20 protein-coding genes, 2 pseudogenes and 1 riboswitch are annotated in these 24576 nt (G+C 73.1%); of the genes and pseudogenes, 12 read left to right on the forward strand and 10 right to left on the reverse strand.

Going from position 1 to position 24576, the window contains the following annotated elements:
- Nucleotides 1-221: 221 nt before the first annotated feature.
- Nucleotides 222-701 carry a hypothetical protein gene (locus OG470_RS26230; protein WP_328416384.1) on the forward strand — a complete coding sequence of 160 codons (480 nt, stop codon included), beginning with the start codon at nt 222-224 and terminating at the stop codon, nt 699-701.
- Between the two features lie 112 nt (nt 702-813).
- On the opposite strand, the gene OG470_RS26235 is transcribed toward OG470_RS26230, so the two are convergent.
- The 4 genes from OG470_RS26235 to OG470_RS26250 all read right to left on the reverse strand — a co-directional run bounded on the left by OG470_RS26235 (nt 814) and on the right by OG470_RS26250 (nt 4076).
- Nucleotides 814-1443, reverse strand: a complete 630-nt coding sequence (locus OG470_RS26235; protein WP_328416385.1) for an HAD family hydrolase — start codon at nt 1441-1443, stop codon at nt 814-816.
- A 9-nt stretch (nt 1444-1452) separates the two neighbouring features.
- Nucleotides 1453-1857, reverse strand: a complete 405-nt coding sequence (locus OG470_RS26240; protein ID WP_328416386.1) for an MmcQ/YjbR family DNA-binding protein — start codon at nt 1855-1857, stop codon at nt 1453-1455.
- A gap of 19 nt (nt 1858-1876) precedes the next feature.
- Entirely contained in the window at nt 1877-2800 is a 924-nt protein-coding gene (locus tag OG470_RS26245) for an aminoglycoside phosphotransferase family protein (protein ID WP_328416387.1), read from the reverse strand.
- A gap of 61 nt (nt 2801-2861) precedes the next feature.
- The gene (locus OG470_RS26250) at nt 2862-4076 is read right to left on the reverse strand and encodes an MFS transporter (RefSeq protein ID WP_328416388.1); all 1215 of its coding nucleotides are present in this window, start codon (nt 4074-4076) and stop codon (nt 2862-2864) included.
- Between the two features lie 138 nt (nt 4077-4214).
- Between OG470_RS26250 and OG470_RS26255 the strand changes: the two are divergent.
- The 5 genes and pseudogenes from OG470_RS26255 to OG470_RS26275 form a co-directional block, all read left to right on the forward strand.
- Nucleotides 4215-5351, forward strand: a pseudogene (locus tag OG470_RS26255) (cytochrome P450); the annotation flags it as partial.
- A gap of 9 nt (nt 5352-5360) precedes the next feature.
- A complete protein-coding gene (locus OG470_RS26260) occupies nt 5361-6347 on the forward strand; it encodes an alpha/beta hydrolase (RefSeq protein WP_328416390.1) in 987 nt (328 codons plus the stop codon).
- On the forward strand, nt 6337-7455 hold the full coding sequence (locus tag OG470_RS26265) for an alpha-hydroxy acid oxidase (RefSeq protein ID WP_328416392.1): 1119 nt from the start codon (nt 6337-6339) through the stop codon (nt 7453-7455). Before OG470_RS26260 ends, OG470_RS26265 begins: the two co-directional genes overlap by 11 nt.
- 3 nt (nt 7456-7458) lie before the next feature.
- A pseudogene (locus OG470_RS26270) lies at nt 7459-8805 on the forward strand (aminotransferase class I/II-fold pyridoxal phosphate-dependent enzyme).
- Nucleotides 8806-8872: 67 nt separating this feature from the next.
- A complete protein-coding gene (locus OG470_RS26275; protein WP_328416394.1) occupies nt 8873-9133 on the forward strand; it encodes a hypothetical protein in 261 nt (86 codons plus the stop codon).
- A gap of 157 nt (nt 9134-9290) precedes the next feature.
- Here OG470_RS26275 and OG470_RS26280 read toward each other — a convergent pair whose 3' ends face one another.
- Both OG470_RS26280 and OG470_RS26285 read right to left on the reverse strand, forming a co-directional pair.
- Nucleotides 9291-10727, reverse strand: a complete 1437-nt coding sequence (locus tag OG470_RS26280; protein WP_328416396.1) for a glycine hydroxymethyltransferase — start codon at nt 10725-10727, stop codon at nt 9291-9293.
- Nucleotides 10728-10745: 18 nt separating this feature from the next.
- A riboswitch (ZMP/ZTP riboswitch) is annotated at nt 10746-10836 on the reverse strand.
- A 61-nt stretch (nt 10837-10897) separates the two neighbouring features.
- Nucleotides 10898-11629 (reverse strand): histidine phosphatase family protein, encoded by a 732-nt coding sequence (locus OG470_RS26285; RefSeq protein ID WP_328416398.1) that lies wholly within the window; start codon nt 11627-11629, stop codon nt 10898-10900.
- 197 nt (nt 11630-11826) lie between these two features.
- On the opposite strand from OG470_RS26285, the gene OG470_RS26290 reads away from it, so the two are divergent.
- Entirely contained in the window at nt 11827-12153 is a 327-nt protein-coding gene (locus OG470_RS26290; RefSeq protein WP_328416400.1) for a hypothetical protein, read from the forward strand.
- Nucleotides 12154-12175: 22 nt separating this feature from the next.
- The gene (locus tag OG470_RS26295) at nt 12176-13147 is read left to right on the forward strand and encodes a DNA polymerase domain-containing protein (protein ID WP_328416402.1); all 972 of its coding nucleotides are present in this window, start codon (nt 12176-12178) and stop codon (nt 13145-13147) included.
- Between the two features lie 28 nt (nt 13148-13175).
- Here OG470_RS26295 and OG470_RS26300 read toward each other — a convergent pair whose 3' ends face one another.
- Together OG470_RS26300 and OG470_RS26305 are read right to left on the reverse strand one after the other, a co-directional pair.
- Nucleotides 13176-15218 (reverse strand): acyltransferase family protein, encoded by a 2043-nt coding sequence (locus OG470_RS26300; RefSeq protein ID WP_328416404.1) that lies wholly within the window; start codon nt 15216-15218, stop codon nt 13176-13178.
- Between the two features lie 178 nt (nt 15219-15396).
- The gene (locus tag OG470_RS26305; RefSeq protein ID WP_386981975.1) at nt 15397-15903 is read right to left on the reverse strand and encodes an Lrp/AsnC family transcriptional regulator; all 507 of its coding nucleotides are present in this window, start codon (nt 15901-15903) and stop codon (nt 15397-15399) included.
- Between the two features lie 106 nt (nt 15904-16009).
- Between OG470_RS26305 and pdhA the strand changes: the two genes are divergently transcribed.
- The 4 genes from pdhA to OG470_RS26325 all read left to right on the forward strand — a co-directional run bounded on the left by pdhA (nt 16010) and on the right by OG470_RS26325 (nt 21372).
- Nucleotides 16010-17176 (forward strand): pyruvate dehydrogenase (acetyl-transferring) E1 component subunit alpha, encoded by a 1167-nt coding sequence (gene pdhA, locus OG470_RS26310; RefSeq protein ID WP_328416406.1) that lies wholly within the window; start codon nt 16010-16012, stop codon nt 17174-17176.
- Nucleotides 17173-18189 (forward strand): alpha-ketoacid dehydrogenase subunit beta, encoded by a 1017-nt coding sequence (locus OG470_RS26315; protein ID WP_328426612.1) that lies wholly within the window; start codon nt 17173-17175, stop codon nt 18187-18189. Before pdhA ends, OG470_RS26315 begins: the two co-directional genes overlap by 4 nt.
- Nucleotides 18186-19559 (forward strand): dihydrolipoamide acetyltransferase family protein, encoded by a 1374-nt coding sequence (locus OG470_RS26320; protein ID WP_328416408.1) that lies wholly within the window; start codon nt 18186-18188, stop codon nt 19557-19559. The genes OG470_RS26315 and OG470_RS26320 overlap by 4 nt, the downstream gene beginning before the upstream one ends.
- A 136-nt stretch (nt 19560-19695) precedes the next feature.
- Nucleotides 19696-21372 (forward strand): right-handed parallel beta-helix repeat-containing protein, encoded by a 1677-nt coding sequence (locus OG470_RS26325; protein ID WP_328416410.1) that lies wholly within the window; start codon nt 19696-19698, stop codon nt 21370-21372.
- 54 nt (nt 21373-21426) lie between these two features.
- Here the strand turns inward: OG470_RS26325 and OG470_RS26330 are convergent, their stop codons facing one another.
- Nucleotides 21427-23535, reverse strand: coding sequence for a PQQ-dependent sugar dehydrogenase (locus OG470_RS26330; RefSeq protein ID WP_328416412.1), 2109 nt, complete (start codon nt 23533-23535; stop codon nt 21427-21429).
- A 25-nt stretch (nt 23536-23560) separates the two neighbouring features.
- Complete coding sequence (locus OG470_RS26335; protein WP_328416414.1) at nt 23561-24517, reverse strand: sugar phosphate isomerase/epimerase family protein; 957 nt, start codon at nt 24515-24517, stop codon at nt 23561-23563.
- Nucleotides 24518-24576: the final 59 nt, after the last annotated feature.

Here is a 24576-nt window from a genome sequence, read left to right on the forward strand (position 1 = left end):
CCAGCGCCCGGTTCCGCTTGGTGGGTGCCGGCCCGTGCGCCCGACCTGTCGCGGGCCGCCCGGGCCCGGGCGCGGTGACGACGGCCGACGCTAGCCGCCCTTGCCGAAGCCCGCGCGGCCACGAGACGAACGCACGACGAACTCCCCGGACGGGCGTGGCCGGGCTGTCGGATTGGTGTCGTCCACGCGGCGGCGTCGGCGCGCTGGGGTGGGGTGGAGGCGTGCTCAGTTCGTTTCTCCAGTCCCTGGCGACCAAACTGGTCGAGGAGATCGTCAAGCGGCTCGTTGAGTGGCTCGCGCCGAAGACGCTGCGGGCCGTGCCGCATCCCGCCTCACCGAACTGCCCGCGCTGCCGCGGGTACGGCGTGGCCCGCTGGGCGCCCGGTGGGGTGCGGGTGGTCTTCCTGCTGTCCCTGCTGGTCTTCATGTGGGGCTTCGCGGGCCTGCTGCTCGGCGTGCCGGTGGTGGTGTTGACAGTGGTCGGTGTGGTGTTGTCGGACGGCTTCGGCGCGCTGCTGCCCGCCCTCCTCGCGCTGCTGGGCCTGCCGTTCTCCGCCACCGTGATGATCGCGGGCGCGTTCGGGCTGGCCTACTACCAGAGCTACCCGCCGAAGCGGTGCAACCGTTGCCATGGCAGCTGGCCGCAGCGCGAGCGCGACGAATACCTGCGGGCGACCTGGCCGGTGTTCACCTGCGGTTGAGGTCAGCGGCTACGGGTGCCCCGGGCCGCCGGGGCGCGGCTGCGCTGCCCACGCTGCGGCACCGAACACGCCACCCCGACCCCGGCCGGCCGCTGACGCGACCGCCGGTCGGTCAGGCGAAGAGCGCGCGGAGGTCGCGGGGGTGGGCCACGGTCAGGTCGGCGGGCGTGTGCGGGTCGTACTGGTGGCCCCAGCGCGCCGCCACCGCCAGCGCACCGGCGTCCCGGGCGGCCCGCAGGTCGAGGGGTGAGTCGCCGACGTAGGCACTCCGCTGCGGCGCGACTCCGAGGCGGCGGCAGGCCAGGACGACCCCGTCGGGGGCCGGCTTCGGCCGGGTCACCTCGTCGCCGCCGATGATGACCCGGAAGTGGCCGGCCAACCCCACCCGCTCCAGCAGGATGCGGGCGGCCCGGTGACTGGCACCGGTGAACAGCCCGAGTGGCGCCCGACCGGCCAGGCCCGCCAGCAGCTCGGGCACACCGTCGTAGCTGGCGACCTGCTCGGCGACAGCGGCCAGCTCCGCGTGGTACCGCTCGACGTCCGTCTCGGTGGCGGGCCGGCCGAGCAGTGCGGTGAGCAGGGCCGACGGCGCGCCGAGCGGGTAACCGGCGATGATCTCCTCGTCGGTGTGCTGCCGCCCGCCGCCAGCGAGGATGGCGGCCCGGTACGCGGCCGGCACCGCGGCGTGTGAGGCGATCAGCGTGCCGTCCATGTCGAAGACGATCGCGTCCACCTGCTCCACCCGCCGAGCCTAGCCGTCGGTTGGCTCCTGCTGGGCTCGGTGGGCGGCGGCGAGGCGTTTCGGGGCGCGGGCGTACCACCCCTCGATGATCACCTCGGTCAGCTCGGGCAGGCCGATCCGGTCGAGCCGGACCAGCACGGCCGGGTAGCCGTCGAAGTGCGGGGTGGTGAGGTAGACCGACGGGTCGTCGGCGAGCAGGGCCTCCTTGACGCCGAGGTCGGGCACCCGTACGCCGAGGACCGGACCGTCGGGCGCGGCCGTGCCGAGGGCGGCGAGGTCTGCCCCGCGCAGTGGTCGTTCCCAGACGAACTGCTTGTCCCGCACCCGCCAGGCGGGCAGCCCGTCGTACGAGGCCCGTTCGGTGGTCTCGGGCAGTGCGAGTGCGATCCGGCGGACGTCCTCCCAGCTGGCCATGTCCACACGGTACGGGGATTCAGGGGGCCACGGCGTGCTCGGCGAGCAGTTGACCGAGCACGTGGCGGGCCTCGGCGGCCTTGGCCGGCTCCGGGTTGTCCAGGGTGATCAGCGCCTTCCACAGCGCCCAACCGCGCCCGCGAGCCCAGGTGGCCTCGTCAACGCCGAGCGCGTCGCGGAAGGCGGCCCGGCTGGCGCCGTACAGCAGTGTCCAGGCGATCACGGTGTCGCAGGCGGGATCGCCGACGCCGCAGCAGCCGAAGTCGATGACGGCGGCGAGCCGGCCGTCGCGGACCAGCAGGTTGCCGGACGCGACGTCGCCGTGGAACCAGACCGGCGGCCCGGCCCAGGTGGCGTCGAGGGCGGCCTGCCAGATGCCGGTGACCGCGTCGACGGGCAACCGGTCGCGGTGCGCCTCGATCGCCGCCCGGGTCTCCGCGTCGTAGGTGGACAGCGGGCCACCCCGCCAGGCGCTGTGCCGGCCGGCCGCCGGCCCGCCGGTGGCGTCGATGCCCCTCAGCGCGCGCAGGAAGCCGGCGAGATCGGTGGCGAACCGGGTCAGGTCGCCGATCCGCTCGACCTGGGCGGTCCGCCCGTCGATCCACCGGTAGACCGACCACGGGTACGCGTAGCCGGCGCCGGCACGGCCGTGGGCCAGCGGGGCGGGCACCTCCAGCGGCAGCAGTGGGCCGAGCACCGGCAGCCAGCGCTGTTCCTTGGCGACCTGGAGGGCGTACCCCTCGCCGCTGGGCAGCCGCACGGTCATCGCGTCGCCCAGGTGGAAGGTGCGGTTGTCCCAGCCGCCGACCTCGACCGAATGGACCGGCAGTTCCGCCCAGTGCGGGAACTGCTCGGCCACCAGGCGGCGGACCAGTGCCACGTCGATCCGGGCCGCCACCGGGTGGTTGGTGTCCGGTACGTCGGGGAGGGGCTGTGTTCTCATCCGTCCGAGCCTGCGGGGGTGGGCCTGGGCCCGCAACCGATTTGCCCGGGGAGTCAGGGGATCATGGCGGGGTGGGGTGTGCCGGCGTGACCGGGCGGTCCGTGCAGGTCAGCAGCGGGTACGCGGTGACCAGCAGGCACGCCGCCGCCATGACCAGCAGCGCCGGGGTGAGCCCGAGCGCGTCCACCGACCAGCCGCCGAGCAGCGCGCCGACCGGCAGCCCGATGAAGGCCAGCGAACCGGAGATGCCGATCACCCGGGTCTGCAACTCCGGCGGCACCCGCTCGTAGAGCGCCACCCCGAGCAGCGGGTTGACCGCCGCGATGCCGATCCCGGACAGGAAGGTCACCACGAGCACCACCGGTAGCTCGTCGCTGATCGCCAGCGCGACCAGACGGGGTGTGCCGGCGACCAACGCCCCGATCAGGAAGGTCAACCGGCGGGGCAGCCGCGGCCCGAGCGCGGTGAACAGCACGTTGCCCAGCAGCGCCCCCGCCGAGAACGCCGCCAGCACCAGGCCGAGCCCGCTGGGGCCGTGCAGCTCCCGGGCGACCCAGACCGGGATGTAGACCGCCACGCTGGCGTTGGCCACCATGTTCAGCGCCGAGATGACCACGAGCATGCCCAGCAGCGGCCGGTCCCGGCCCAGGTAGCTGAACCCGCCGCGCAGCGCGCGCAGATAGCTCTCCGGCTGGGCGGGTTGCGCCGGGGCGGCCGGTGGACGGACCACGACGCCGATCAGCAGCGCGCAGATCCCGAAGCTGGCCGCGTCGATGAGGATCGCCCCGGTCACCCCGAACCCGGCGATCAGCAGGCCGCCCACGGCGGCGCCGAACAGGGTCACCACCCGGCTCAGCCCGTCATACGCGGAGGTCAGCTGGATCAGCGGCACCCCGGCGGCCTCGGCGGCCGGCCGGAACATCACGTGCTTGACCCGGTCCCCGATGCCGCGCATCGCGCCGGCCACCGCCACCAGCGCCACCAGCGGGGCGAAGCCCAGCCACGGGGTCAGTGCCACGATCAGCATGGCCGCCGCGCTGCCCACGTCGCACATGATCGAGGTGCGGCGCAGGCCGATCCGATCCGCCCACGGCGTGCCCAACGCGCCGGACAGCAGGTACGGCAGCGTCTCGGCGAACGCGACCAGGCCCATCTTGGTCGGGCTGCCGGTGGTGACCAGCACCAGCCACGGGATGGTCACCATCGAGATGCGGGTGCCCAGGTTCGAGATCAGGTCCGCGCCGACCAGGACGACCAGTTGCCGGCGGGGGGTCACGCCCCGACCGCCGCCGCCCGCCGCGCCGCCCCAGGCTGGCCGGGTCCCGGGCGTCGTAGACCAGGGCGTCGGAGCGGGCCAGCCGGATGAACTCGTCGACCTCCCGGCGCGCGGTGACCGGGGCGACCCGCATCGGGCCTGCACCGGCTCGGGCCGATCAGCGCGGTGCCGGCTCGCGCCGAGCACCGCACGGTGGCCGCCGTGGCGGTCGGGTACGACCTGGTCGACGGGCTGCTGCGCGATCCGGAGTGGACCAAGCAGCCGCCGCCGGGCTGGCAGGAGCAGGAGATCCTGCGTACCTTCCAGACCTCGATGATGTTCGTCAACCCGCCCGATCACACCCGGCTGCGGCACGTCTTCTCCCGCACCCTCACGCCGCGCCGGCTGGGCGCGCTGGAACCGGTGATCCTGCGGGTGGTCGACGAGCTGCTGGACCGGATGGCCGACGCCGGGGGTGGCGTCCTCGACTTCGTGGCCGACTTCGCGTACCCCATCCCGGCCCTGGTGATGGCCGAGTTCATCGGCATCCCAACGGCGGACCTGGCCCGGTACCGCGAGTGCGTGGAGCGGATCGACGATTTCCTGGACGTGGCCGGGAAGACCCCGCAGCGGCTGGCCGCGGCGAACACCGCGGCGGAGGAACTGCGGGTCTTCTACCGGGGGCTGCTGGCACACCTCCGTCGGGCGCCCGGGGAGGACCTGATCAGCGGCCTGGTCGAGGCGGTCGACTGCGGTGAGGTGGAGCTGACCGAGGACGAGCTGATCAGCAACCTGATCGTGCTGTTCAACGCCAGCTTCGTCACCACCGTCTACATGTTCAGCAACGGCCTGCCGCTGCTGCTGGCCCACCCGCAGACGGTCGCCGCCCTGCCCGGCGACGAGGAGCTGACCCGGGGCTGCGTCGACGAGGTGCTGCGGCTGGAGAGCCCGGTGCACTTCCTGGCCCGGGCCGCGCCCGCGGACACCGTGCTGGACGGCGTGCCGGTCGCCCGCGACGACAACGTGCTGATCATCATCGGGGCGTCCAACCGGGACCCGGCGCGGTTCCCGGACCCGCACGCCTTCGACCCGACCCGACCCGGGCCGCCGTCGCTGGCCTTCGGGGTGGGCCTGCACTTCTGCCTCGGCGCGGCGGTGTCCCGGCTGGAGGGGCGCCTCGCGCTGCCCCGGCTGTTCGCCCGGTTCCCCCGGCTGGCGGTCACCGAGACGCCCACGTACAGCGGTAGCCTCTTCCTGCGCGGCATCGACAAGCTGCTGGTCAGCACCGGCGGATAGGAGACCGGCATGGCCCTGCACCCGGAGGTGGCGGCGTACCGGGCCGCCCGCGCCGCGGCCGGCACCCCACCGTTGTACGCGCAGACCCTGCCCGAGGCGCGTGCCGCGGACCTGGCCGCGATCCGCGCCGGCGGCGGCGTGGTCGAGCCGGTGGCCGAGGTACGCGACGAGCGGATTCCCGGCCCCGCCGGTGAGCTGCCGGTCCGGGTGTACCGGCCGGCCGGGCGAGGACCGCTGCCCACCCTGCTGTACTTCTTTGGCGGCGGGTGGACGCTCGGCAGCATCGACACCGCCGACGGCATCTGCCGGCGGCTGGCCAACGCGGTGCCCTGCCAGGTGGTCACCGTCGGCTACCGGCTGGCCCCGGAGCACCCCTTCCCGGCCGCGGTGCACGACTGTCACGCCGCCACCCGGTGGATCGCCGGGCACGCAGACCGGCTCGGCGTGGACCCGGACCGGCTGGCCGTGGGCGGGGACAGCGCCGGCGGGAACCTGGCCGCCGCGGTCACCCTGCTCTGCCGTGCGGGTGGGCCTCGGCTCGCCGCGCAGCTGCTGGTCTACCCGAACACCGACCAGAGCGGCGATCCGGCCGGCCCGGTCGACGACGATCCGGCGCTGTTCAACCGCCGCTCGGTGGCCTGGTACCGGATGCACTACCTGGCCGACCCGGCGCACGCCCGGGACCCGCTGGCCTCGCCGCTGCTCGCCGACGACCTGTCCGGCCTGCCGCCGGCGCTGGTGGTCACCGCCGAGCTGGACCCGCTCCGCGCCGAGGGGCAGCGCTACGCCGAGCGGCTGAGCGCCGCCGGCGTGCCCGTCGAGCTGGAGCACTACCCGGGCATGATCCACGGTTTCTTCGCCATGCCCGGCGCGTTCGCCGACGGCCGGCGGGCGCAGGAGAGCGCGGCGGCGTTCCTGCGGGAGCGGTTCGGGCTGCCACCCGAGCAGGACGGGCCGGTCACCGCGCCGGCCGGTACGGGGGTGCATGGTGGCTGAGCAGGTGCTGACCGACCTGTCGACCGAGTCGCCGGCGGTGTCGCTCGCCGACTACGCCGAGCGGGCCCGCGCGGTGCTGTCGGCGGACGTCTGGGACTACATCGCCGGCGGCAGCGCGGCTGAGGTGACCCTGGCCGCCAACCGGTCCGCGCTGGACCGGGTCGCGGTGCTGCCCCGGATGCTGCGCGGGGTGGGCACGGTCGACCTCGGGGCCCGGCTGCTCGGCCGTCCGTACGCGATGCCGGTCGGGGTGGCGCCGATGGCGTACCAGCGGCTGGTGCACCCGGGCGGAGAGCTGGCCCTCGCCGCGGCGGCCGGGGCGGCGGGGGTGCCCTACCTGGCGAGCACGCTGGGCAGCACGCCGATCGAGCAGGTCGCCGGCGCGGGCGCGGAGGTCTGGTTCCAGCTCTACTGGCTGCGCGAGCGGGATCTGGTCCGCGACCTGCTGGACCGGGTCGTCGCGGCGGGCTGCCGGGCGCTGGTGGTCACCGTCGACGTGCCGGTGCTCGGCCGGCGTCCGCGGGACCTGCGCAACGCGTTCCGGCTACCGGATGACGTGGTCGCCGCGAACCTGCCCGACGGCCGGGACGCCCTGGCTCACGCCGGTGCCCCGGGGGTGTCCGCGATCGCCGCGCACACCGAGGCGTCGTTCGCGCCGGCGCTGAGCTGGGCGGACCTGGCCTGGCTACGCGAGCAGATCGACCTGCCGCTGGTGGTCAAGGGAGTCCTGGATCCCCGGGACGCGGTCGAGGCGGTGCGGATCGGCGCGGACGCGGTGGTCGTCTCCAACCACGGCGGCCGGCAGTTGGACGGGGCGCCGGCCAGCGTCATCATGCTGCCGGAGGTCGTCGATGCGGTCGGCGACCGGTGCCAGGTGCTGCTGGACAGCGGCATCCGCGGCGGCACCGACGTGCTGCGGGCGCTCGCGTTGGGCGCCGCCGGGGTGCTGGTCGGCCGACCGCTGCTCTGGGCACTGGCCGCCGGTGGCCAACCCGCCGCGCGGGACGCGCTGGCGCTGCTCGCCGCCGAGCTGCGCGATGCCCTCACCCTGGCCGGCTGCCCCGACCCGGCGGCGGCGGCCGAGCTCCGCACGCTCGCGGTGGGCTGAGCGGTGGCCGCGGGCGAGCCGGTCGACCTGAGCGTCGCCGACCTGCACCCCGCGCTGGGTGACCCGGCGCTGACCTCGATGAACTTCCTCAACGAGGTGTCCGAGCGCTGTCCGGCGGCGGTGTCGCTGGCCGCCGGCCGGCCGTACGAGGAGTTCTTCGACCTGGCGGCGGTGCACCGGCACCCTGGACACGTTCCACCGGCACCTCATCGACGAGCTGGGCCACCGGCCCGAGCAGGCCCGGCGGCTGCTGCTGCAGTACGGCCGGACCAAGGGCATCGTGCACCACCTGATCGCCCGCAACGTGGCGGTCGACGAGGGGATCATCATCGACCCGGAGTCGGTCGTGGTGACCGTCGGCTGCCAGGAGGCGATGTTCCTGGTGCTGCGGGCGCTGCGGGCCGGGCCGGCGGACGTGCTGCTCGCGGTCGCCCCGACCTACGTCGGGTTGACCGGTGCGGCCCGGCTGGTGGACCTGCCGGTGTGGCCGGTCGCCGCCGGGCCGTCCGGGGTGGACCTGGCCGACCTGCGGGCCCAGGTGCGCCGGGCGCGGGCGGCGGGGTACCGGCCGCGCGCCTGCTACCTGATGCCGGACTTCGCCAACCCGTCCGGAGTGAGCATCGACCCGGACGACCGGCGGCGGCTGCTGGCGCTGGCCGCCGAGGAGGACCTGCTGCTGCTGGAGGACAACCCGTACGGGCTGTTCCACCTCGACGACGGCCCGCGTCCACCGACCCTGAAGGCGTTGGACACCGACCGGCAGGTGGTCTACCTCGGCTCGTTCGCCAACGTGCTGCCCGGTGCGCGGGTCGGCTACGTGGTCGCCGACCAGCGGGTGGCCGGAGCGGACGGCCGGTCGGCCCGCTCGCCGACCAGCTCGCCATGATCAAGAGCATGGTCACGGTGAACACCGCACCGATCGCGCAGGCGGTGATCGGCGGCCGGCTGCTGGAGCACGGGTGCAGCCTGGTGCCCGCCAACACCCGGGAGCAGGCCGCGTACGCCCGCAATCTGCGGCACCTGGTGGCCGGGCTGGCCCGGCGGTTCCCGGGCCGGCCGGGCCGGCCGGGCCGGCCGGCGACGGTGCGGTGGACCGTACCCGCCGGGGGGCTCTTCGTGGTGGTGACCGTGCCGTTCGCGGTCGACGACGCGCTGCTGGACCGGTCGGCGCACGACTACGGGGTGCTCTGGACGCCGATGGCGCACTTCTACGACGACACCGCCCCGGTGTGCGCGCTGCGGCTGTCGGTCAGCGCGGTGACACCGGAGCAGATCGACCTGGGGCTGGACCGGCTGGCCGCCCTGATCACCGACGAGTTGGCCCGCCGGGCGCCCAGCTCGGTGTGTTGACTCACCGCGTTCACCGGATGGCAATGAGCGACGACCCGCCTGCCGCCGTCCTGGGTGGACGGTCATAATGGGCCGCATGGTTGCCTGGGAGTACGCCTTGCTCGTCCGCCGCTATCAGGGACAGGGCCGCAATTTTCACGTCTCGTTCATCTGGTACGGCCCGGACGGGTCACGCAAGGACATCACCGCCTACGGCGACACCGCCATCGCGCACCTCAACCGCGCCGGCCGGGAAGGCTGGGAGCTGGTCTCCGCCGCCGAGGACGTGAACAACGTCCAGGGCAGCACCGAGGTGCACCGCTACCACCTCAAGCGCCCCCTGGCCTGAGGCGCGTCCGCCCGCCGTGCCGGGCACCCTCAAGCGCGATACCTCTGAGTCATATCGATGACTCAGAGGTATCGCATTCGTCCGAGCGAGCGCCACCGACGGCGTTACCCACGGTGATCCCGGCGGCCCGTCGCGCCGGTGCCGGCCAGTCTGAGCGTCAGGCCAGGTCGATGGCGGGGTAGAGCGGGAACGGGGCCAGCAGGTCGGTGGCCTGGCGGGCGATCTTGTCGGCCAGGGCGGGGTCGAGGGCGTACTTGGCCTTCGAGGGGGTGCCGTCGGCGTTGGCGCCGGCCGTGGTCGCGGTGAGCACGGTGTGCATCAGCTCCGCGGTCTGGTCCATCTCGGCGGTGCCCAGCCCCCGGGTGGTCAGCGCCGGGGTGCCGATCCGGATGCCCGAGGTGTACCAGGCCCCGTTCGGGTCCTGCGGGACCGAGTTGCGGTTGGTGACGATGCCCGAATCCAGCAGAGCCTGCTCGGCCTGCCGGCCGGTGAGCCCGTAGCCGGACACGTCGATCAGCACCAGGTGGTTGTCGGTGCCGCCGGTGACGAGCTTCGCGCCCCGGCGCAGCAGCCCCTCCGCGAGGGCCCGCGAGTTGTCCACGATCCGCTGGGCGTAGTCGGCGAAGTCGGGGCGGCGGGCCTCGGCCAGCGCGACCGCCTTGGCGGCCATCACGTGCGGCAGCGGCCCACCGAGCACCATCGGGCAGCCCCGGTCCACCTGGTCGGCCAGCTCCGGCTGGCAGAGCACCATGCCGCCGCGCGGGCCGCGCAGCGACTTGTGGGTGGTGGTGGTGACGATGTGCGCGTGTGGCACCGGGTCGAAGTCGCCGGTGAAGACCTTGCCCGCCACCAGTCCGGCGAAGTGCGCCATGTCGACCATGAACGTGGCGCCGACCGAGTCGGCGATCTCCCGCAGGATCCGGAAGTTCACCTTCCGGGGGTACGCGGAGTAGCCGCCGACCAGGATCAGCGGCTTGAACTCGCGGGCCGCCTCGGCCACCCGGTCGTAGTCGATCAGACCGGTCGCCGGGTCGGTGCCGTAGCTGCGCTGGTCGAACATCTTGCCGGAGATGTTCGGCCGGAAGCCGTGGGTGAGGTGGCCGCCGGCGTCCAGCGACATGCCGAGCATCCGCTGGTTGCCCAACTCGCGGCGCAGCGCGAACCAGTCGGCCTCGGTGAGGTCGTTGACCTGCCGTACCTGCGCCTTCTTCAGCGCGGGGGACTCCACCCTGTCGGCCAGCACCGCCCAGAACGCCACCAGGTTGGCGTCGATGCCCGAGTGCGGCTGCACGTACGCGTGCGCGGCGCCGAACAGCTCACGGGCGTGCTCGGCGGCGAGCGCCTCGACGGTGTCGACGTTCTGGCAGCCGGCGTAGAAGCGACGCCCGACCGTGCCCTCGGCGTACTTGTCGCTGAACCAGTTGCCCATCGCCAGCAGGGTCGCCGGGGAGGCGTAGTTCTCGCTGGCGATGAGCTTGAGAGACTCCCGCTGATCGGTCAGCTCGGCGCCGATGGCGTCGGCCACCCGCGGCTCGACGGCCCGGATCACCTCAAGGGCACTCCGGAATGCGGTGGACTCGGCGTTGCGCGACATACGACCTCCTACAGGCGTGCGGAAGGCCCAGGCGCTCGGCAAAACGTCCTCGTGACGGGGCCGCTCCCCGATGGTTCTCCATCCCCACGCGCCAGTAACGGCCCGGGCAGATCCTACCGGGTCGGCCCGGAGCAACCCGGCCGACCTCCGCGGTCAGAATCACCTTCGCCTCAGACCGGCTCGGCATGGACCTCGTCCTCCCTGGTCGGCTCGGCGCCCTGCTGACGCAGGTGGCCGACCTCGTTGAACCCGCCCAGGATCAGCCGGCCCTGCCCGTCGTCGGACCAGTCGGTGATCGAGCAGTTGGTGATCACGCACTCCCGGGTCAGCGCCATCAGCTCCGGCTCGGTCAGCCCCTCCACCAGGTAGCGCAGCAGGAAGACCAGCGCGTCGTGGCCGAACAGCAGCACCCGCTTGCCCGCGTGGTCCCGGCGCAGGTCGCCGAGGAGCGTCCGCAGCCGCAGCGCCACATCGGTCCACGACTCTCCGCCGGGCGGCCGGTAGTAGAACTTGCCGAGCCGGACCCGCCGTTCGGCCTCGTCCGGAAACCGTCGCTGCATCCCGTGAGCGGTCAGGCCGTCGAGGATGCCCAGCTCACGGTCGCGCAGCCGTTCGTCGCGGCTCACCGGCACCTCCGTGCCGTGCAGCGCCAGCTCGGCGGTGGAGACCGCCCGCAGGTACGGCGAGACCACCGCCACGTCCGGGCGCCGGTCCGGGGGCAGCCCGGCGAGCCAGCGGCCGGTGGCCCGGGCCTGCTCCTCGCCGATGGGGGAGAGCGGCACGTCCGCGTCCCGATGGGTGAGCCCGATCAGTTCTTCGCCCGACGCCTCGGCCCGGGTCGCCGCCACGTTCGCGGTGCTCTCCCCGTGCCGGATGATCCAGAGCGTCGCCAGTTCCGCCATGTCGGCCCCCTACCCGAGCACCGCCGGGGTAACCGTGCCGGATCGTCACTGTGCCGGTCCGCCCGCCGGATCCGATCGGCGCTGACCGCTGCTCAGGTGTTGCGTCCGGTTCGGGACAGCGGCCCGACGGTTCGATGGGGAACAATGTCCGACCGGGGGCGGTCGGGCCGCCCCGGGACGAAGGGGTGGGGTCGGCGATGACGGTCGTCCGGGGTATGCGGGAAGCGCTGCTGCTGTTCGTCATCGCCGCGGTTCTGGTCGCGGTCGCGACGGCGGTCTGGGTCGCGGTCGACGGCGGCGACTTCACCGGCCGGCTGGGGATCGCGTTGATGGTGGTGGGCGCGCTGTTCGGGGTGACCGGCGACCTGACGCTGAGCCGCATCGGCATGCTGGGCCCCCGTGCCACGTTCGGGATCGCACCGGAGCGCGAGGAGGCCGGCGGCGGACGGGTGCTCACCGGCGTCGGCATCTTCCTCTTCGTCGGGCTGCCGCTGATCCTGGTCGGCGTCCTGCTGATCACGTGACCGCCGTCGTACCCTCAGGGACGTGGCCACGGTGGCGGAGGAGATCCAGGTGGGAGAGCGGCTGGTCCGCGTCTCCAGCCCCGACAAGCCGTACTTCCCGGAACGCGGGCTGACCAAGCTGGACGTGGTCCGCTACTTCCTGGCGGTGGGTGACGGCATCCTGCGCGCACTGCGGGACCGGCCCACCATGCTGGAACGCTGGCCGCGCGGCGTCTTCGAGGGCGCGACCATCGCCACCCGGCAGACCAACCGGGGCGACGCGTTCTACCAGAAGCGGCTGCCGGCGGGCGCACCCGAGTGGGTGCGGACCGCACACATCACCTTCCCCAGCGGCCGCACCGCCGACGAGGTCGCCCCGAGCGAGCTGGCCGTGGTGATCTGGGCGGCCAACCTGGGCACCCTGCGTTTCCACCCGTGGCCGGTCAGCGCCGGCGACGTGGAACGCCCCGACCAGCTGCGCATCGACCTCGACCCGATGCCCGGCGTCGGCTTCGAGCAGGTCGTGCCGGTCGCCCGGGAGGTGCGGGCGTTCCTCGCCGAGCTGGGCCTGACCGGCTACCCGAAGACCACCGGCGGGCGGGGCCTGCACGTCTACCTGTCGATCGAGCCGCGGTGGAGCTTCGGCGACTGCCGCCGGGCGGTGCTCGCGCTGGGCCGGGAGATGCAGCGCCGGCTGCCCGAGCTGGTCACCACCACCTGGTGGCGCGAGCAGCGGGACCGGCCGGTCTTCGTCGACTACAACCAGATGTCGCGGGACCACACGATGGCCTCGGCGTACTCGATCCGGCCGACACCCCGGGCGCTGGTGTCGGCGCCGCTCGACTGGGCGGAGCTGGAGGACGCCAGGCCGGAGGACTTCGACGTGCTGTCCGTGCCGGCCCGGTTCGCCGAGCGGGGCGACCCGCACGCCGGCCTGGACGGCGACCGGCACTCGCTGGAGCCGCTACTGGAGCTGGCCGACCGGGAAGGGCTGGAGGCCCCACCCGAGCGGTGACCACCCGCCCTCGGGCCTATCGAACGGCTCAGAGCTCGGCGATCGCGGGCTTGAGCGCGGTGCCCAGTCGGGGTGCGAGGGTGGCCGAGTACGTGGCGGTCAGGTGGTGCGCGTCGCGCCAGACGAGGACGCCTCCAATGACCGGCGCGCAGCGGTTCGCGGGGCAGATCCAGTCGTTCAGGTCGACCAGGCGAACGCCGGTGAGCCCTTTCGCTGCCACTTCCTGGGCGGGACCACCCCCGAGGCGGAGCGCATCGGCCCGGGGTGTGGCGCACCTCGCCAGGCGTTTCAGGTTCTCGGACACGCATTCGGCGATGTCCTTCAGGTGGAGCGGCGTGTCCCGCAGCACCACCACCGGAAGCTTTTCCGCGACCAGGCTGCTCCACGTCTTCCGCAACTCGCGGGCCATCGCGGACTGGCTCCTCGACTCCGGCTCGCCCCTGACCGGATACACGGAGTGAGTGGTGATCAGGATGTCGGGGCGGTCCGCGCCGAGCAGTTCCGCCCGTACCCTCCTGTTCCACTCGGTGCACGACGCGTAGGGCCGGTCGTCCAGGGAGATCTCGGCCGTCAGGAAGGGGCAGCCGGACTTGGTGTAGGTGGCGAGGCGCCAGCCGTTCGTCTCCGCCGCTCCCCGCAGGGCAGGAATCCAGTGGTCCGCATGGGAGTCGCCGACGAGCGCGACCCTGGTCGTCGAATCCGGTTTCCCGTGGACGCAGGCCTTCGGGCTCGAGGAAACCACGTCCACATGGCAGCTCGCGTTCTGGAGCGACGCGTCTTGTTTCGCCGCCAGCGGGGCTGGAGTGATCGAGGCGACCCGGTCGACGGGCACCCCGGCGCGGCTGGTGCGGGGGGAGGAGCCGAGAGCCATGGCGCCCGGCGCAGGCGGCGGTGCCGCCTGGGTGGTGGCTCCGGGCACCTGGCCCATGATGACGGAGGTGGAGGCCGGGCCCGCCGTTGACGGGATGGCCAGATGGAACAGCAGGCCGGCCAGCGCGGCGGCACAGGTGCAGACGGCACCGACGCGCAGGGCCGCGGGTGGCCGTGCGGCGAGAGTCGGCGACCGACGGACCGGATTCTCGATGAAGTGGTAGGTGAGCGCGGCGGGGATCGCCGAGACGGCCACCACCGCGAGCGCGGCAACGACGCCGAGCTCACCGAAGTGCGCCTGCGCGGCGATCAGCAGCGGCCAGTGCCACAGATACAGCGAGTACGAGATCCCACCGACATAGAGCAGCGGTTGCCGGCCCAGCAGGAGTGCGGGCCCGGCGCGGCCGGCCGCCGGGCCGAAGGCGATCACCGCGGCCGTGCCGAGGGTGGGGCCGAGCGCGGCGTACCCCGGGAAGCCGGCCTCCGTGCGAATCAGCACGGCCGACGCGCCGACGGCGATCAGTCCGGCCCAGGCCAGGGGAACGGCCACCAGGCGCGGAGACCGGCTCAGCCAGGTCGCCGTGACGGCGATGGCACCGCCGAGGGCCAACTCCCACATCCGGGTCGTGGTGACGTAGTACGCCGACGGACCGGTCGGCGAGACGCGCAGCGCCCAGGCGAACGAGGGGACCGCGATCAACGCCAGCCCGAACAGGTAGAGGCCGTGGCGCCCTCGTGCCCTCCGGCGGGCGGCAAAACCGAGGGCGATCAGCAGCAGCGGCCAGACCAGGTAGAACTGCTCCTCCACGGCGAGGGACCAGAAGTGCTGGGCGATGCTCGGGGCGTCGGTGGCGGCGACGTAGTCGAGGGACTGCCCGGCCATGCGCCAGTTCATCGCGTAGCACGCGCTGGCGATGACGTCCCAGGCGGTCGTGGACCAGCGGCCCCGGGGCAGGAAGTAGTAGGTCAGCACCAGAGTCGCGACGAGGACCGTCGCGGCGGCGGGAAGGAGGCGCTTGGCCCGGCGGGCGTAGAAGTCGACCAGTGAGAGCCGTCCACGTTGGTCGAGTTCGGTGAGCAGCAGGCCGGTGATGAGGAAGCCTGAGATCACGAAGAACACGTCCACACCGACGAAGCCACCGGGCAGGTGGTGTATCCCGGCGTGGCCGAGGAGCACCAGCAGCACGGCCACCGCCCGCATGCCCTCGATGTCACCGCGGAAGGACCCCGAGCCGCCCGAGGCCGGCTTCGGCGGTGTCGGCGCAGCGGCCCTGGCCTGTGTCCACATTTCTGCCGGTATAGCCACGCCGGGATAGTACGGGCGGTTAGCCGCAGAACGATGCATCTCGGCATGCCTGTCAATGTCTTCGTGTTATGGCCTACTGCCAGGGGCTCTGCGTCCCGTCGTACTCCTCGAAGACCAGCCAGGACCGCGTCGACAGCACCCCGGCGATGTGCTGCACCCGGTCCAGCACCACGTCCCGCAGGGTGGCGTTGTCCGGCGCGCGGACCAGGGCCAGCACGTCGTGCTCGCCGCTGAGCAGCGCGACGTGCTCGACGTAGCGGACCCGGGCCAGCTCCGCCGACACCTCCCGCCAGGTGTTCTGCTCGATCGTCAACGCGATGTACGCCGACGTGCCCAGCCCGGCCGCCTCGGGCGCCACCTGGGCCCGAAACCCGGTGATCACGCCGTCGCGCACCAGTCGCTCCACCCGGGCGTACGCGTTGGTGCGCGAGATGTGGATCCGCTCGGCCAGCGTGCGCACCGAGGTACGCCCGTCGCGGACCAACTCGTCGAGGATCCGCCGGTCCACCTCGTCCAGGTGCCGGGCCGATCGTCCCGATCCGGTGGTCCGGCCAGACCCGTCTCCGGCCTCCTGGCTCACCGATGCGCCATTCGCATGCCAACCGTCCCGCGTTCTACCTGGATCTTGAGTCAATCATCCGACAGGCGGAAGCATAGGCCCACCACACGTCCCAGGAGGTTCCGCCGTGACGACCACTCCCCAGGCGGTCCGCAGGGCATCCCCGCGCACCCGTCGAGCGGCCACCCCGCCCGACCCGGCGCGCTCGCTGCTGCCGGACGCCGAGCCGGTCCGCCTGCTCGACCCCAGCGGCACGCCGCTGCCCACCCGCACCGACTACCCGGAGCCGCCCGCCGAGGTGCTGCGCGAGCTGTACCGGCGGATGGTGCTCGGCCGCCGGTTCGACACCCAGGCGACCGCGCTGACCAAGCAGGGCCGGCTGGCCGTCTACCCGTCCTCCCGCGGCCAGGAGGCCTGCCAGGTCGCCGCCGTGCTCGCGGTCCGCGACACCGACTGGGTCTTCCCCACCTACCGCGAATCGATGGCGCTGGTCGCCCGGGGCATCGACCCGGTCGAGGTGCTCACCCTGCTGCGCGGCGACTGGCACTGCGGCTACAACCCGGCCGCCGTGCGGACCGCGCCGCAGTGCACCCCCCTCGCCACCCAGTGCGTGCACGCCGCCGGATTGGCGCACGGCGAGGCGTACCAGGGCCGCGACACCGTGGCGCTGGCCTTCATCGGCGACGGCGCGACCAGCGAGGGCGACTTCCACGAGGGGATCAACTTCGCCGCCGTGTTCAAGGCGCCGGTCGTCTACTTCGTGCAGAACAACCGGTACGCGATCAGCGTCCCGCTGTCCCGGCAGACCGCCGCGCCGTCACTGGCCTACAAGGGCGTCGGCTACGGCGTGCCCAGCGAGCAGGTCGACGGCAACGACCCGGTCGCGGTGCTCGCCGTGCTCACCCGCGCGGTGGAGCACGCCCGCGCCGGCAAGGGGCCGTTCCTGGTCGAGGCGCACACCTACCGGATGGAGCCGCACACCAACGCCGACGACGCCAGCCGCTACCGCGACGGCGCCGAGGTCGACGCCTGGCGCGACCGGGACCCGGTCACCCGCCTGGAGACCTACCTGCGGGCCCGCGGGGTGCTCGACGACGCGGCGGTCGCCGAGGTCGCCGAGCAGGCCGAGGCGTACGCGGCGGACCTGCGGACCCGGATGAACGAGCAGCCGACGGTCGACCCGCTGAGCCTCTTCGACCACGTGTACGCCGAGCCCACCCCCCAACTGGTTGAGCAGCGCGAACAGGTCCGCGCCGAGCTGGCCGCCGCCCGCGACGAGGAGGGTGACGCCTGATGGCCACCACCATGGCGAAGGCGCTCAACGCCGCGCTCGCCGACGCGCTCGCCGCCGACGACCGGGTGGTCGTCTTCGGCGAGGACGTCGGCCAGCTCGGTGGCGTCTTCCGGATCACCGACGGATTGCAGGCGCGGTTCGGGGAAAAGCGCTGCTTCGACACCCCCCTCGCCGAGGCCGGCATCGTCGGTTTCGCCGTCGGCCTGGCCATGTCCGGGCTGCGGCCGGTGGTCGAGATGCAGTTCGACGCGTTCGCGTACCCAGCATTCGAGCAGATCGCCTCGCACGTGGCGAAGCTGCGCAACCGGACCCGGGGCGCGCTGAGCGTGCCGATCGTCATCCGGGTGCCGTACGCCGGCGGGATCGGCGGGGTGGAGCACCACTGCGACTCGTCCGAGGCGTACTACGCGCACACACCCGGGCTGAAGGTGGTCACCCCGGCCACCGTGGACGACGCGTACTCGCTGCTGCGGGAGGCGATCGACGACCCCGACCCGGTGGTCTTCATGGAGCCCAAGAAGCTCTACTTCGCCAGCGCCGAGGCCGAGCTGCCAGCGCGTACCGAGCCGTTCGGTCGGGCCGTCGTCCGTCGTGCCGGGCGCGACGCCACCCTGGTGGCGTACGGGCCGGCCGTGCCGGTCGCGCTGGAGGCCGCCGCGGCCGCCCGGGAGGAGGGCTGGGACCTGGAGGTGGTGGACGTTCGCACGATCGTGCCGTTCGACGACGCCACCATCACCGCCTCGGTGCGGCGCACCGGCCGGTGCGTGGTCATCCAGGAGGCGCCCGGCTTCGCCGGCGTCGGGGCGGAGATCGCCGCCCGGGTGCAGGAGCGCTGCTTCCACGCGCTGCACGCGCCAGTGCTGCGGGTGGCCGGGCTGGACATCCCGTACCCAGCGCCGATGCTGGAGCACACCCACCTGCCCGGAGTGGATCGGGTGCTCGACGCGGTGGCCCGGTTGCAGTGGGACGACCAGCCGGACCCGCGCTGGTCGGTGCAGGGCAGCGCGGCATGACCACTGTCGAGCGGACGCAGGTCTTCCTCCTGCCCGACCTGGGCGAAGGGCTGAGCGAGGCCGAGATCGTCGAGTGGCGGGTCGCCGTGGGCGACGTCGTGACGGTCGACCAGAGCGTGGTCGAAGTGGAGACCGCCAAGGCGGTCGTCGACGTGCCCTGCCCGTACGCCGGCCGGGTGGTCACCCTGCACGGCGCGGCGGGTGAGGTCCGCCCGGTCGGCCAGCCGTTGATCACGATCGCGCCGCTGGACGGCGGCGACGAGCCGGCCGGGCACGCCACCTACCGCGAGGAGGAGCGAGCCGGCTCGGGCAACGTGCTGATCGGGTACGGCACCGGGCACGGCGGGGCGACCCGGCGCCGGCGTCGGCCCCGGCTGGCGCTGGCCCCCGAGCCCACCGAGGCGGCGGCCGGCGTGTCCGTCGCGAGCAGCCCGGCGGGCGGTACCGACCGGGCCGCCAGCGGTGCCCCGGCCGGCACCACCGCGCCGGCCGTCCTGGTCATCTCGCCGATCGTCCGGCGGCTGGCCCGGGAGCGCGGCGTCGACCTGAGCACGGTGCGCGGCACCGGGCCCGGTGGCGTCATCCGTCGCGCCGACGTGGAGGCGACGCAGGCCGTGCCCGCCGCCCGGCTCGCCGCCGTGCCGGACCCGCACGTCGCGCTGACCCCGGCCGGGGACGGCGACGTGATCGTGCCGCTCACCGGCGTGCGCAAGGTGATCGCCGACAAGCTCTCCCGCAGCCGGCGGGAGATCCCCGAGGTGACCATCTGGGTCGACGTGGACGCCACCGGGCTGCTGGAGACCAGGGCCGCGATCAACGCGGCGACGCCGGACGCGCCGGTGAGCATCCTGGCCCTGCTGGCCCGGATCTGCCTCAGCGGGCTGCGCAGGTTCCCGCAGCTCAACGCCCGGGTTGACACCGAGGCCCAGCGGATCGTCCAGTCCGCCGGGGTGCACCTGGGCATCGCCGCGCAGACCGACCGGGGCCTGCTGGTGCCGGTGCTGCGCGACGCCCAGCGGCTCACCACCGCCGAGCTCGCCGCCGAACTGGCGGCCACCACCACGGCGGCGCGGGCGGGCACCCTGGCGCCGGCCCGGCTGACCGGTGGCACCTTCACCCTGAACAACTACGGAGTGTTCGGCGTCGACGGCTCCACGCCGATCATCAACCACCCAGAGGCGGCGCTGCTCGGGGTGGGGCGGATCGTGGACAAGCCGTGGGTGGTCGACGGGCAGCTCGCCGTCCGCAAGGTGACCCAGCTCAGCCTGACCTTCGACCATCGGGTCTGCGACGGCGGGGTGGCCGGTGGCTTCCTGCGGCACGTCGCCGACTGCGTGGAGCGGCCGGCGCTGCTGATCGCCAACGTCTGACCACCGCATCCTCGACCCCGGCGCCGCACGCGGCGCCGGGGTCGACGCACCTCGGAGGTCCGGCGGACGTTTCCTGCCGTCGCCGCCGGGAAACCGGCGCACCGGAAGGCCACCCTCCCGCTGAGAGGAGCGCCCGGTGCAGCACGTTTCGCCCGTCGCCGTACGGGCCCGTCAGCCGGCCGTCGCCGGTGCGCCGTTCTACTGCGACGCCCGCGACTACGGACTCTGTGGCGACGGGGTGACGAACGACCAGCCGGCGCTCGCCGCCCTGGTGGACCGGCTCGGCGACGGCTATGCCGCCGACGGGCGGGCCCGAGTGATCTACTGCCCGCCGGGCATCTACTCGATCCGGGACGCCGGCACGGTGTGGCGCAGCGGCGTCTCGCTGATCGGTGCCGGCCCCGCCGCCACCCGGTTCCTGCTCAGCAACGTCGGGAACCGCACCGACCCGACCCCGCTGGCGTTCTGGACCACCGTGCAGCACGGCGCCGACCGGGACCGGCACATCGCCGACTGCACCTTCGCCGACTTCGAGATCGACGGGTCCGGGGTGGCGATGGCGGAGTACAACTACCTCGCCAAGGGCCTCGGCCTCCAGTACGTGGTGCGCGGCGTCTTCCGCAACCTCTACATCCACCACACGGCCGCCACCGGGCTCGGCTGCGACTTCCTCCAGGACAGCCTGATCGACGGCGTCGTGGTGGTCGGTTGCGGGCGGCTGGACAACGGCGAGCAGATGGGCGGCGCCGGGATCGGGGTGGGCATCGGCGGTTGGGGCGCGGTGGAACGGCTGACCATCGCCAACTGCACCACCATGGCAAACGGCACCAACGGGATCTTCCTGGAGTTGCAGAAGGACTACTGGTCGCCGCCGCGGGGCTACCGGATCATCGGCTGTCACAGCGAGGGCAACCGGTTCGGCATCTCCGACTGGGGTGCCGATGGGCTGATCGTCTCCGCCTGCACGATGACCGGCAACCTGGAGGCCGGCTTCGACATCTCCGCTGAGGGCACCGCCGGCGTCGCCGGGCGGGGCGGGGTGCTGACCGACTGTGTCATCGACGGCAACGGCTGCGACGGAATCAGCATGGGCAACACCCCCGGGCCGTACACCATCCGGGGTAACCGGATCAGCGGTAACGGTCGGCATGGCTACCACGGGCATGACCTGGGGCACGGCTACCAGGGCCCGGCGATGGACGTGGTGATCGAGAGCAACGAGTTCTGGGGCAACGGCCTCGACGCCATCCGGGTGGATCGCCCGATGACCGACGCGGTGCTGCTCAACAACCGGCTGCGCAACAACGGACGGCAGTGCGGCGAGGCCGCCACCGGTGGCGGGGAGAGCGTTCGCTACAGCGAGCGGTCGATGGTGGACCGGGCCGCCCACTGGCCACACGACGGTCACCGCGGCAAGGTGCTGCGGGTCGGTAAGCGGGTCGCGATGGTGGCGGCGAACAACGACACCGAGTTGACCCTCGCTCCGGTACGCCCCGGAGCGTTCAGCGGGTGGAGCGGTGACACGCCGAAGCCGGGCACCCCGTACGAGTTGGTTGCCGCGCCGGAGACCCGGGCCGGCATCGCCATCAACGCGCACTTCGACTCTGCCACGGTGCGTGGCAACCGGATCTGGGACAACCACGACGACCAGACCCAGACCCACGGGTTGTGGATCACCGGGAGGGGTAGCTGCGTGGCCTGCCGGGTGGAGGACAACGACCTGGCCGGCAACGGCGCCGGCGGGATGCGGCTCGACACCCCACCGGTCGGTGGGCGTTGGAGTGGTAACCACGACGAGCACGACTGGAGTTGAGCCCTGGCGCGTCGGCGGCGGCGACCCGACCGGGCCGCCGCCGCCGACGGGCGGTCAGCCGGCCAGGCCGGCCACCGGGTCAGGATCCAGCACGACGGTCGCCGTGCCGGTCTGCGGCGGCACACCGGGCTCGGTCGGCGCGTCGGTGTACTCCGCGACGAAGACCGCGGTGAGGTTGTCCGCCCCGCCGTGCCCACCGTCCACGAAGGTGGCGATGGTCCCGGCGCACCCGGTCGCCGAGGAGAGCGGGTGCCCGTGCTCGTCGTGGCCGAGCACGTAGGTGACCTTCACCCGGGAGCAGTCCACCGGCAGGTCGTCGGTGACCTTCACCTGGTACGCGACCGTCTGCCCGAACTCGAAGGGCTGCCCGGCCACCGGGGTGACGAACTCGACGATCGGCGCGCGCGGCCCGACCAGCAGCGGCAAAGTCGCCGCCGCGGAGCGTCCGGTGCGGTCGGTCACCTTCACCGTGGGGGTGTACGAACCGTTCTCCTGGAAGGTCCAGGTCGGGTTCGGGTCGGTGCTGTCCACCGAACCGTCCGCGTTGAAGTCCCACGCGTAGCGCAGCGGGTCACCGTCCGGGTCGGTGGTGCCGGCGCTGGAGAAGGTGACGGTCAGCGGCGCCTGCCCGGCGGTCGGGTCCGCGCTGATCTTCGGGATCGGCGTCCGGTTGCCCCGGACGAAGTCGATCCGGGACAGCTGGGCGTCCGGGTTCTCGGCGAAGTAGCCGTCGCCGTACTCCAGCACGTAGAGCGCGCCGTCCGGCCCGAACTCCATGTCCATCGGGTTGTCCACCACCAGGGATGGCACCACCGGACGGATGTCCTTCACGTCGCCGTCGGAGTCGAGCCGGAACTCCTTGATGTAGTCCCGGGTCCACTCGTAGAACAGCGGCACCCCGTCGTAGTAGGCCGGCCACCGGGTGCGGGAGGTGCTGGTCCCGTCGTAGTCGTACGCCGGGCCACCCATCGGCCCGATGCCGCCGGTGCCCAGCTGCGGGAACTCCCCGGAGGCGGCGGACGGGTACCAGACCTCCGGCTGCTCGACCGGCGGCAGTTGCCGCTTGCCGGTGTTGTGGGGTGAGTCGTTGACCGGGCGCTTGCAGTCGAACTTCGCCCCGGACTCGCCGGTGGCGAAGTCGTAGTCGCGGTAGGCGATCGTCGGCGTCACGCAGTACGGCCAGCCGTAGTTCGCCGGCTTGTCGATCTGCATCCACCGGCCGTGCCCGGCCGGCCCTCGCGCGGGGTTGGACGACGAGGCGTCCGGGGAGTAGTCGGCCAGGTAGACGTTGTCGGTACGCCGGTCGACGGCGAACCGGAACGCGTTGCGCAGCCCCATCGCGTAGATCTCCGGGCGCGTCTTCGCGGTCCCCGGCTTGAACAGGTTGCCGGCCGGCACCGTGTAGCCACCGCCGGGCTTCACCCGGATGCGCAGCAGTTTGCCGCGCAGGTCGTTGGTGTTGGCGGAGGTGCGCTGGGCGTCGAACGCCGGGTTGCGGTCGGCCCGCTCGTCGATCGGAATGAAGCCGTCGGAGAAGAACGGGTTCGTGTCGTCGCCGGTGGACAGGTACAGGTTGCCCTTGCCGTCGAAGTCGATCTGGCCGCCGACGTGGCAGCAGATGCCCCGATCGGTGGGCACGTCGATGATCTGCTGCTCGGTGCTGAGGTTCAGCCGCATCCCGTCCAGCTTGAACCGGGACAGCCGCAGCGCGCCCCGGAACCGCTGCCAGTCCGCCTCGGTGCCGACCAGCGGCGCGTCCCCCTCGTTGACGTCGGGGGTGGCCGGGTCGTCCACCGGGGTGTTCAGGGGCGGCGAGTAGTAGAGGTAGACCCACTTGTTCTTGGCGAAGTCCGGGTCGATGGCGACCCCCTGCAGCCCTTCCTCGTCGTGCTCGTACACCGGGATGTCGGCGGCCAGGGTGTTCAGCCCGGTGCGGGGGTCGTGGATGCGCACCTCGCCGGTGCGGGAGGTGTGCAGTACCCGCAGGTCGGGCAGGACGGCGAGACTCATCGGCTCGCCCGGGAAGTCGTTCAGTGTCACCTTCTGGAAGCTGCTGTCCGGCGGCGCGGCGGCCGGCGCGGGCGCGGCGGTCGCGGCTGTCGGTGGTGCGGCCAGGCCGGCCGTCACCAGCAGCAGGGCGGACACGAATGCGGTCCTGTTCATCAGGTCGTCCCCCGAGGAGTGGTGGTCAGTACCGGAGTGAGGCGAGATAGTCGAAGCCGACCCGGGCGGTGTCCAGGGCGTCAGCGGGGGCGCGCGGCGGGGTGCCCGCATCGTCGCGTTCCACGATGTACTCCTCGATGCCAGCCTCCCGCTCGTGGTCGAAGATCCGGCCGAAGTCGATGACGCCGTCCCCGAGATCGGCGAAGCCGCCCTCGACGTCGAGGTCCTTGACGTGCACCTGGCGGATCCGGCCGCGGTTGGCCCGGATCACGTCAACCGGGTCGTGTGCCCCGCGCCAGGTCCAGTAGAGGTCGAGTTCGAAGTGGACCAGCCGCGGGTCGGTCTGCCCGGTGAGGATGTCGAAGCCGGTGGAGCCGTCGGTCAGTGGCACGAACTCCAGTTGGTGGTTGTGGTAGCCGAAGTCCAGCCCGGCGCGCTCGGCGAGCCGGCCGGCCTGGTTCAGGTCCCGGGCCAGGGCGCGGTAGACGGCCGGGTCCCGGATCGGCTGCCCGTTGGCGTCTCGACCAAAGTACGGGTGGACGATCTTCTTGCTGCCCACCACGTTCGCGTCGGCGAGGGCGCGTTCCCAGGCGCCGGCGTCGAACGGTTGCGGGATGCCGGTGTGCCCGGAGGTGGACCGCAGCCCTGCCGCGTCCAGTGCGGCCCGGAACTGCGCGGCGGTACGCCCGACGAAGCCGGCGTGCTCCACCCGCCGGTAGCCGATCCGGCGCAACGCGGCCAGGGTGCCGGGCAGGTCGGCGGCGAGCTGGTCGCGCACCGTGTAGAGCTGGATGCTGATCCGGTCCACCGGCACCCGCCGTCGGCCGTGGGAGTGCCCGGCCGACGAGGCGGTGGCCGGGCCGGCGAGCAGGCCGGCGGTGCCGAGGGCTGCGGCGGAGACGGTCGCGGCGCGGAGCACACCGCGCCGGCTGACCGGCCCGGAGACCGGTAACGGCTCCGCCTGGGTTGTCTGTTGATCCATGGTGGTGGTCCCTTCCTGACGGCTGGCACGCCGTCGGCGGCGGTCGACCGGCTGCCGCC

The sequence above is a fragment of the Micromonospora sp. NBC_00389 genome (assembly GCF_036059255.1).
GTDB lineage: Bacteria > Actinomycetota > Actinomycetes > Mycobacteriales > Micromonosporaceae > Micromonospora.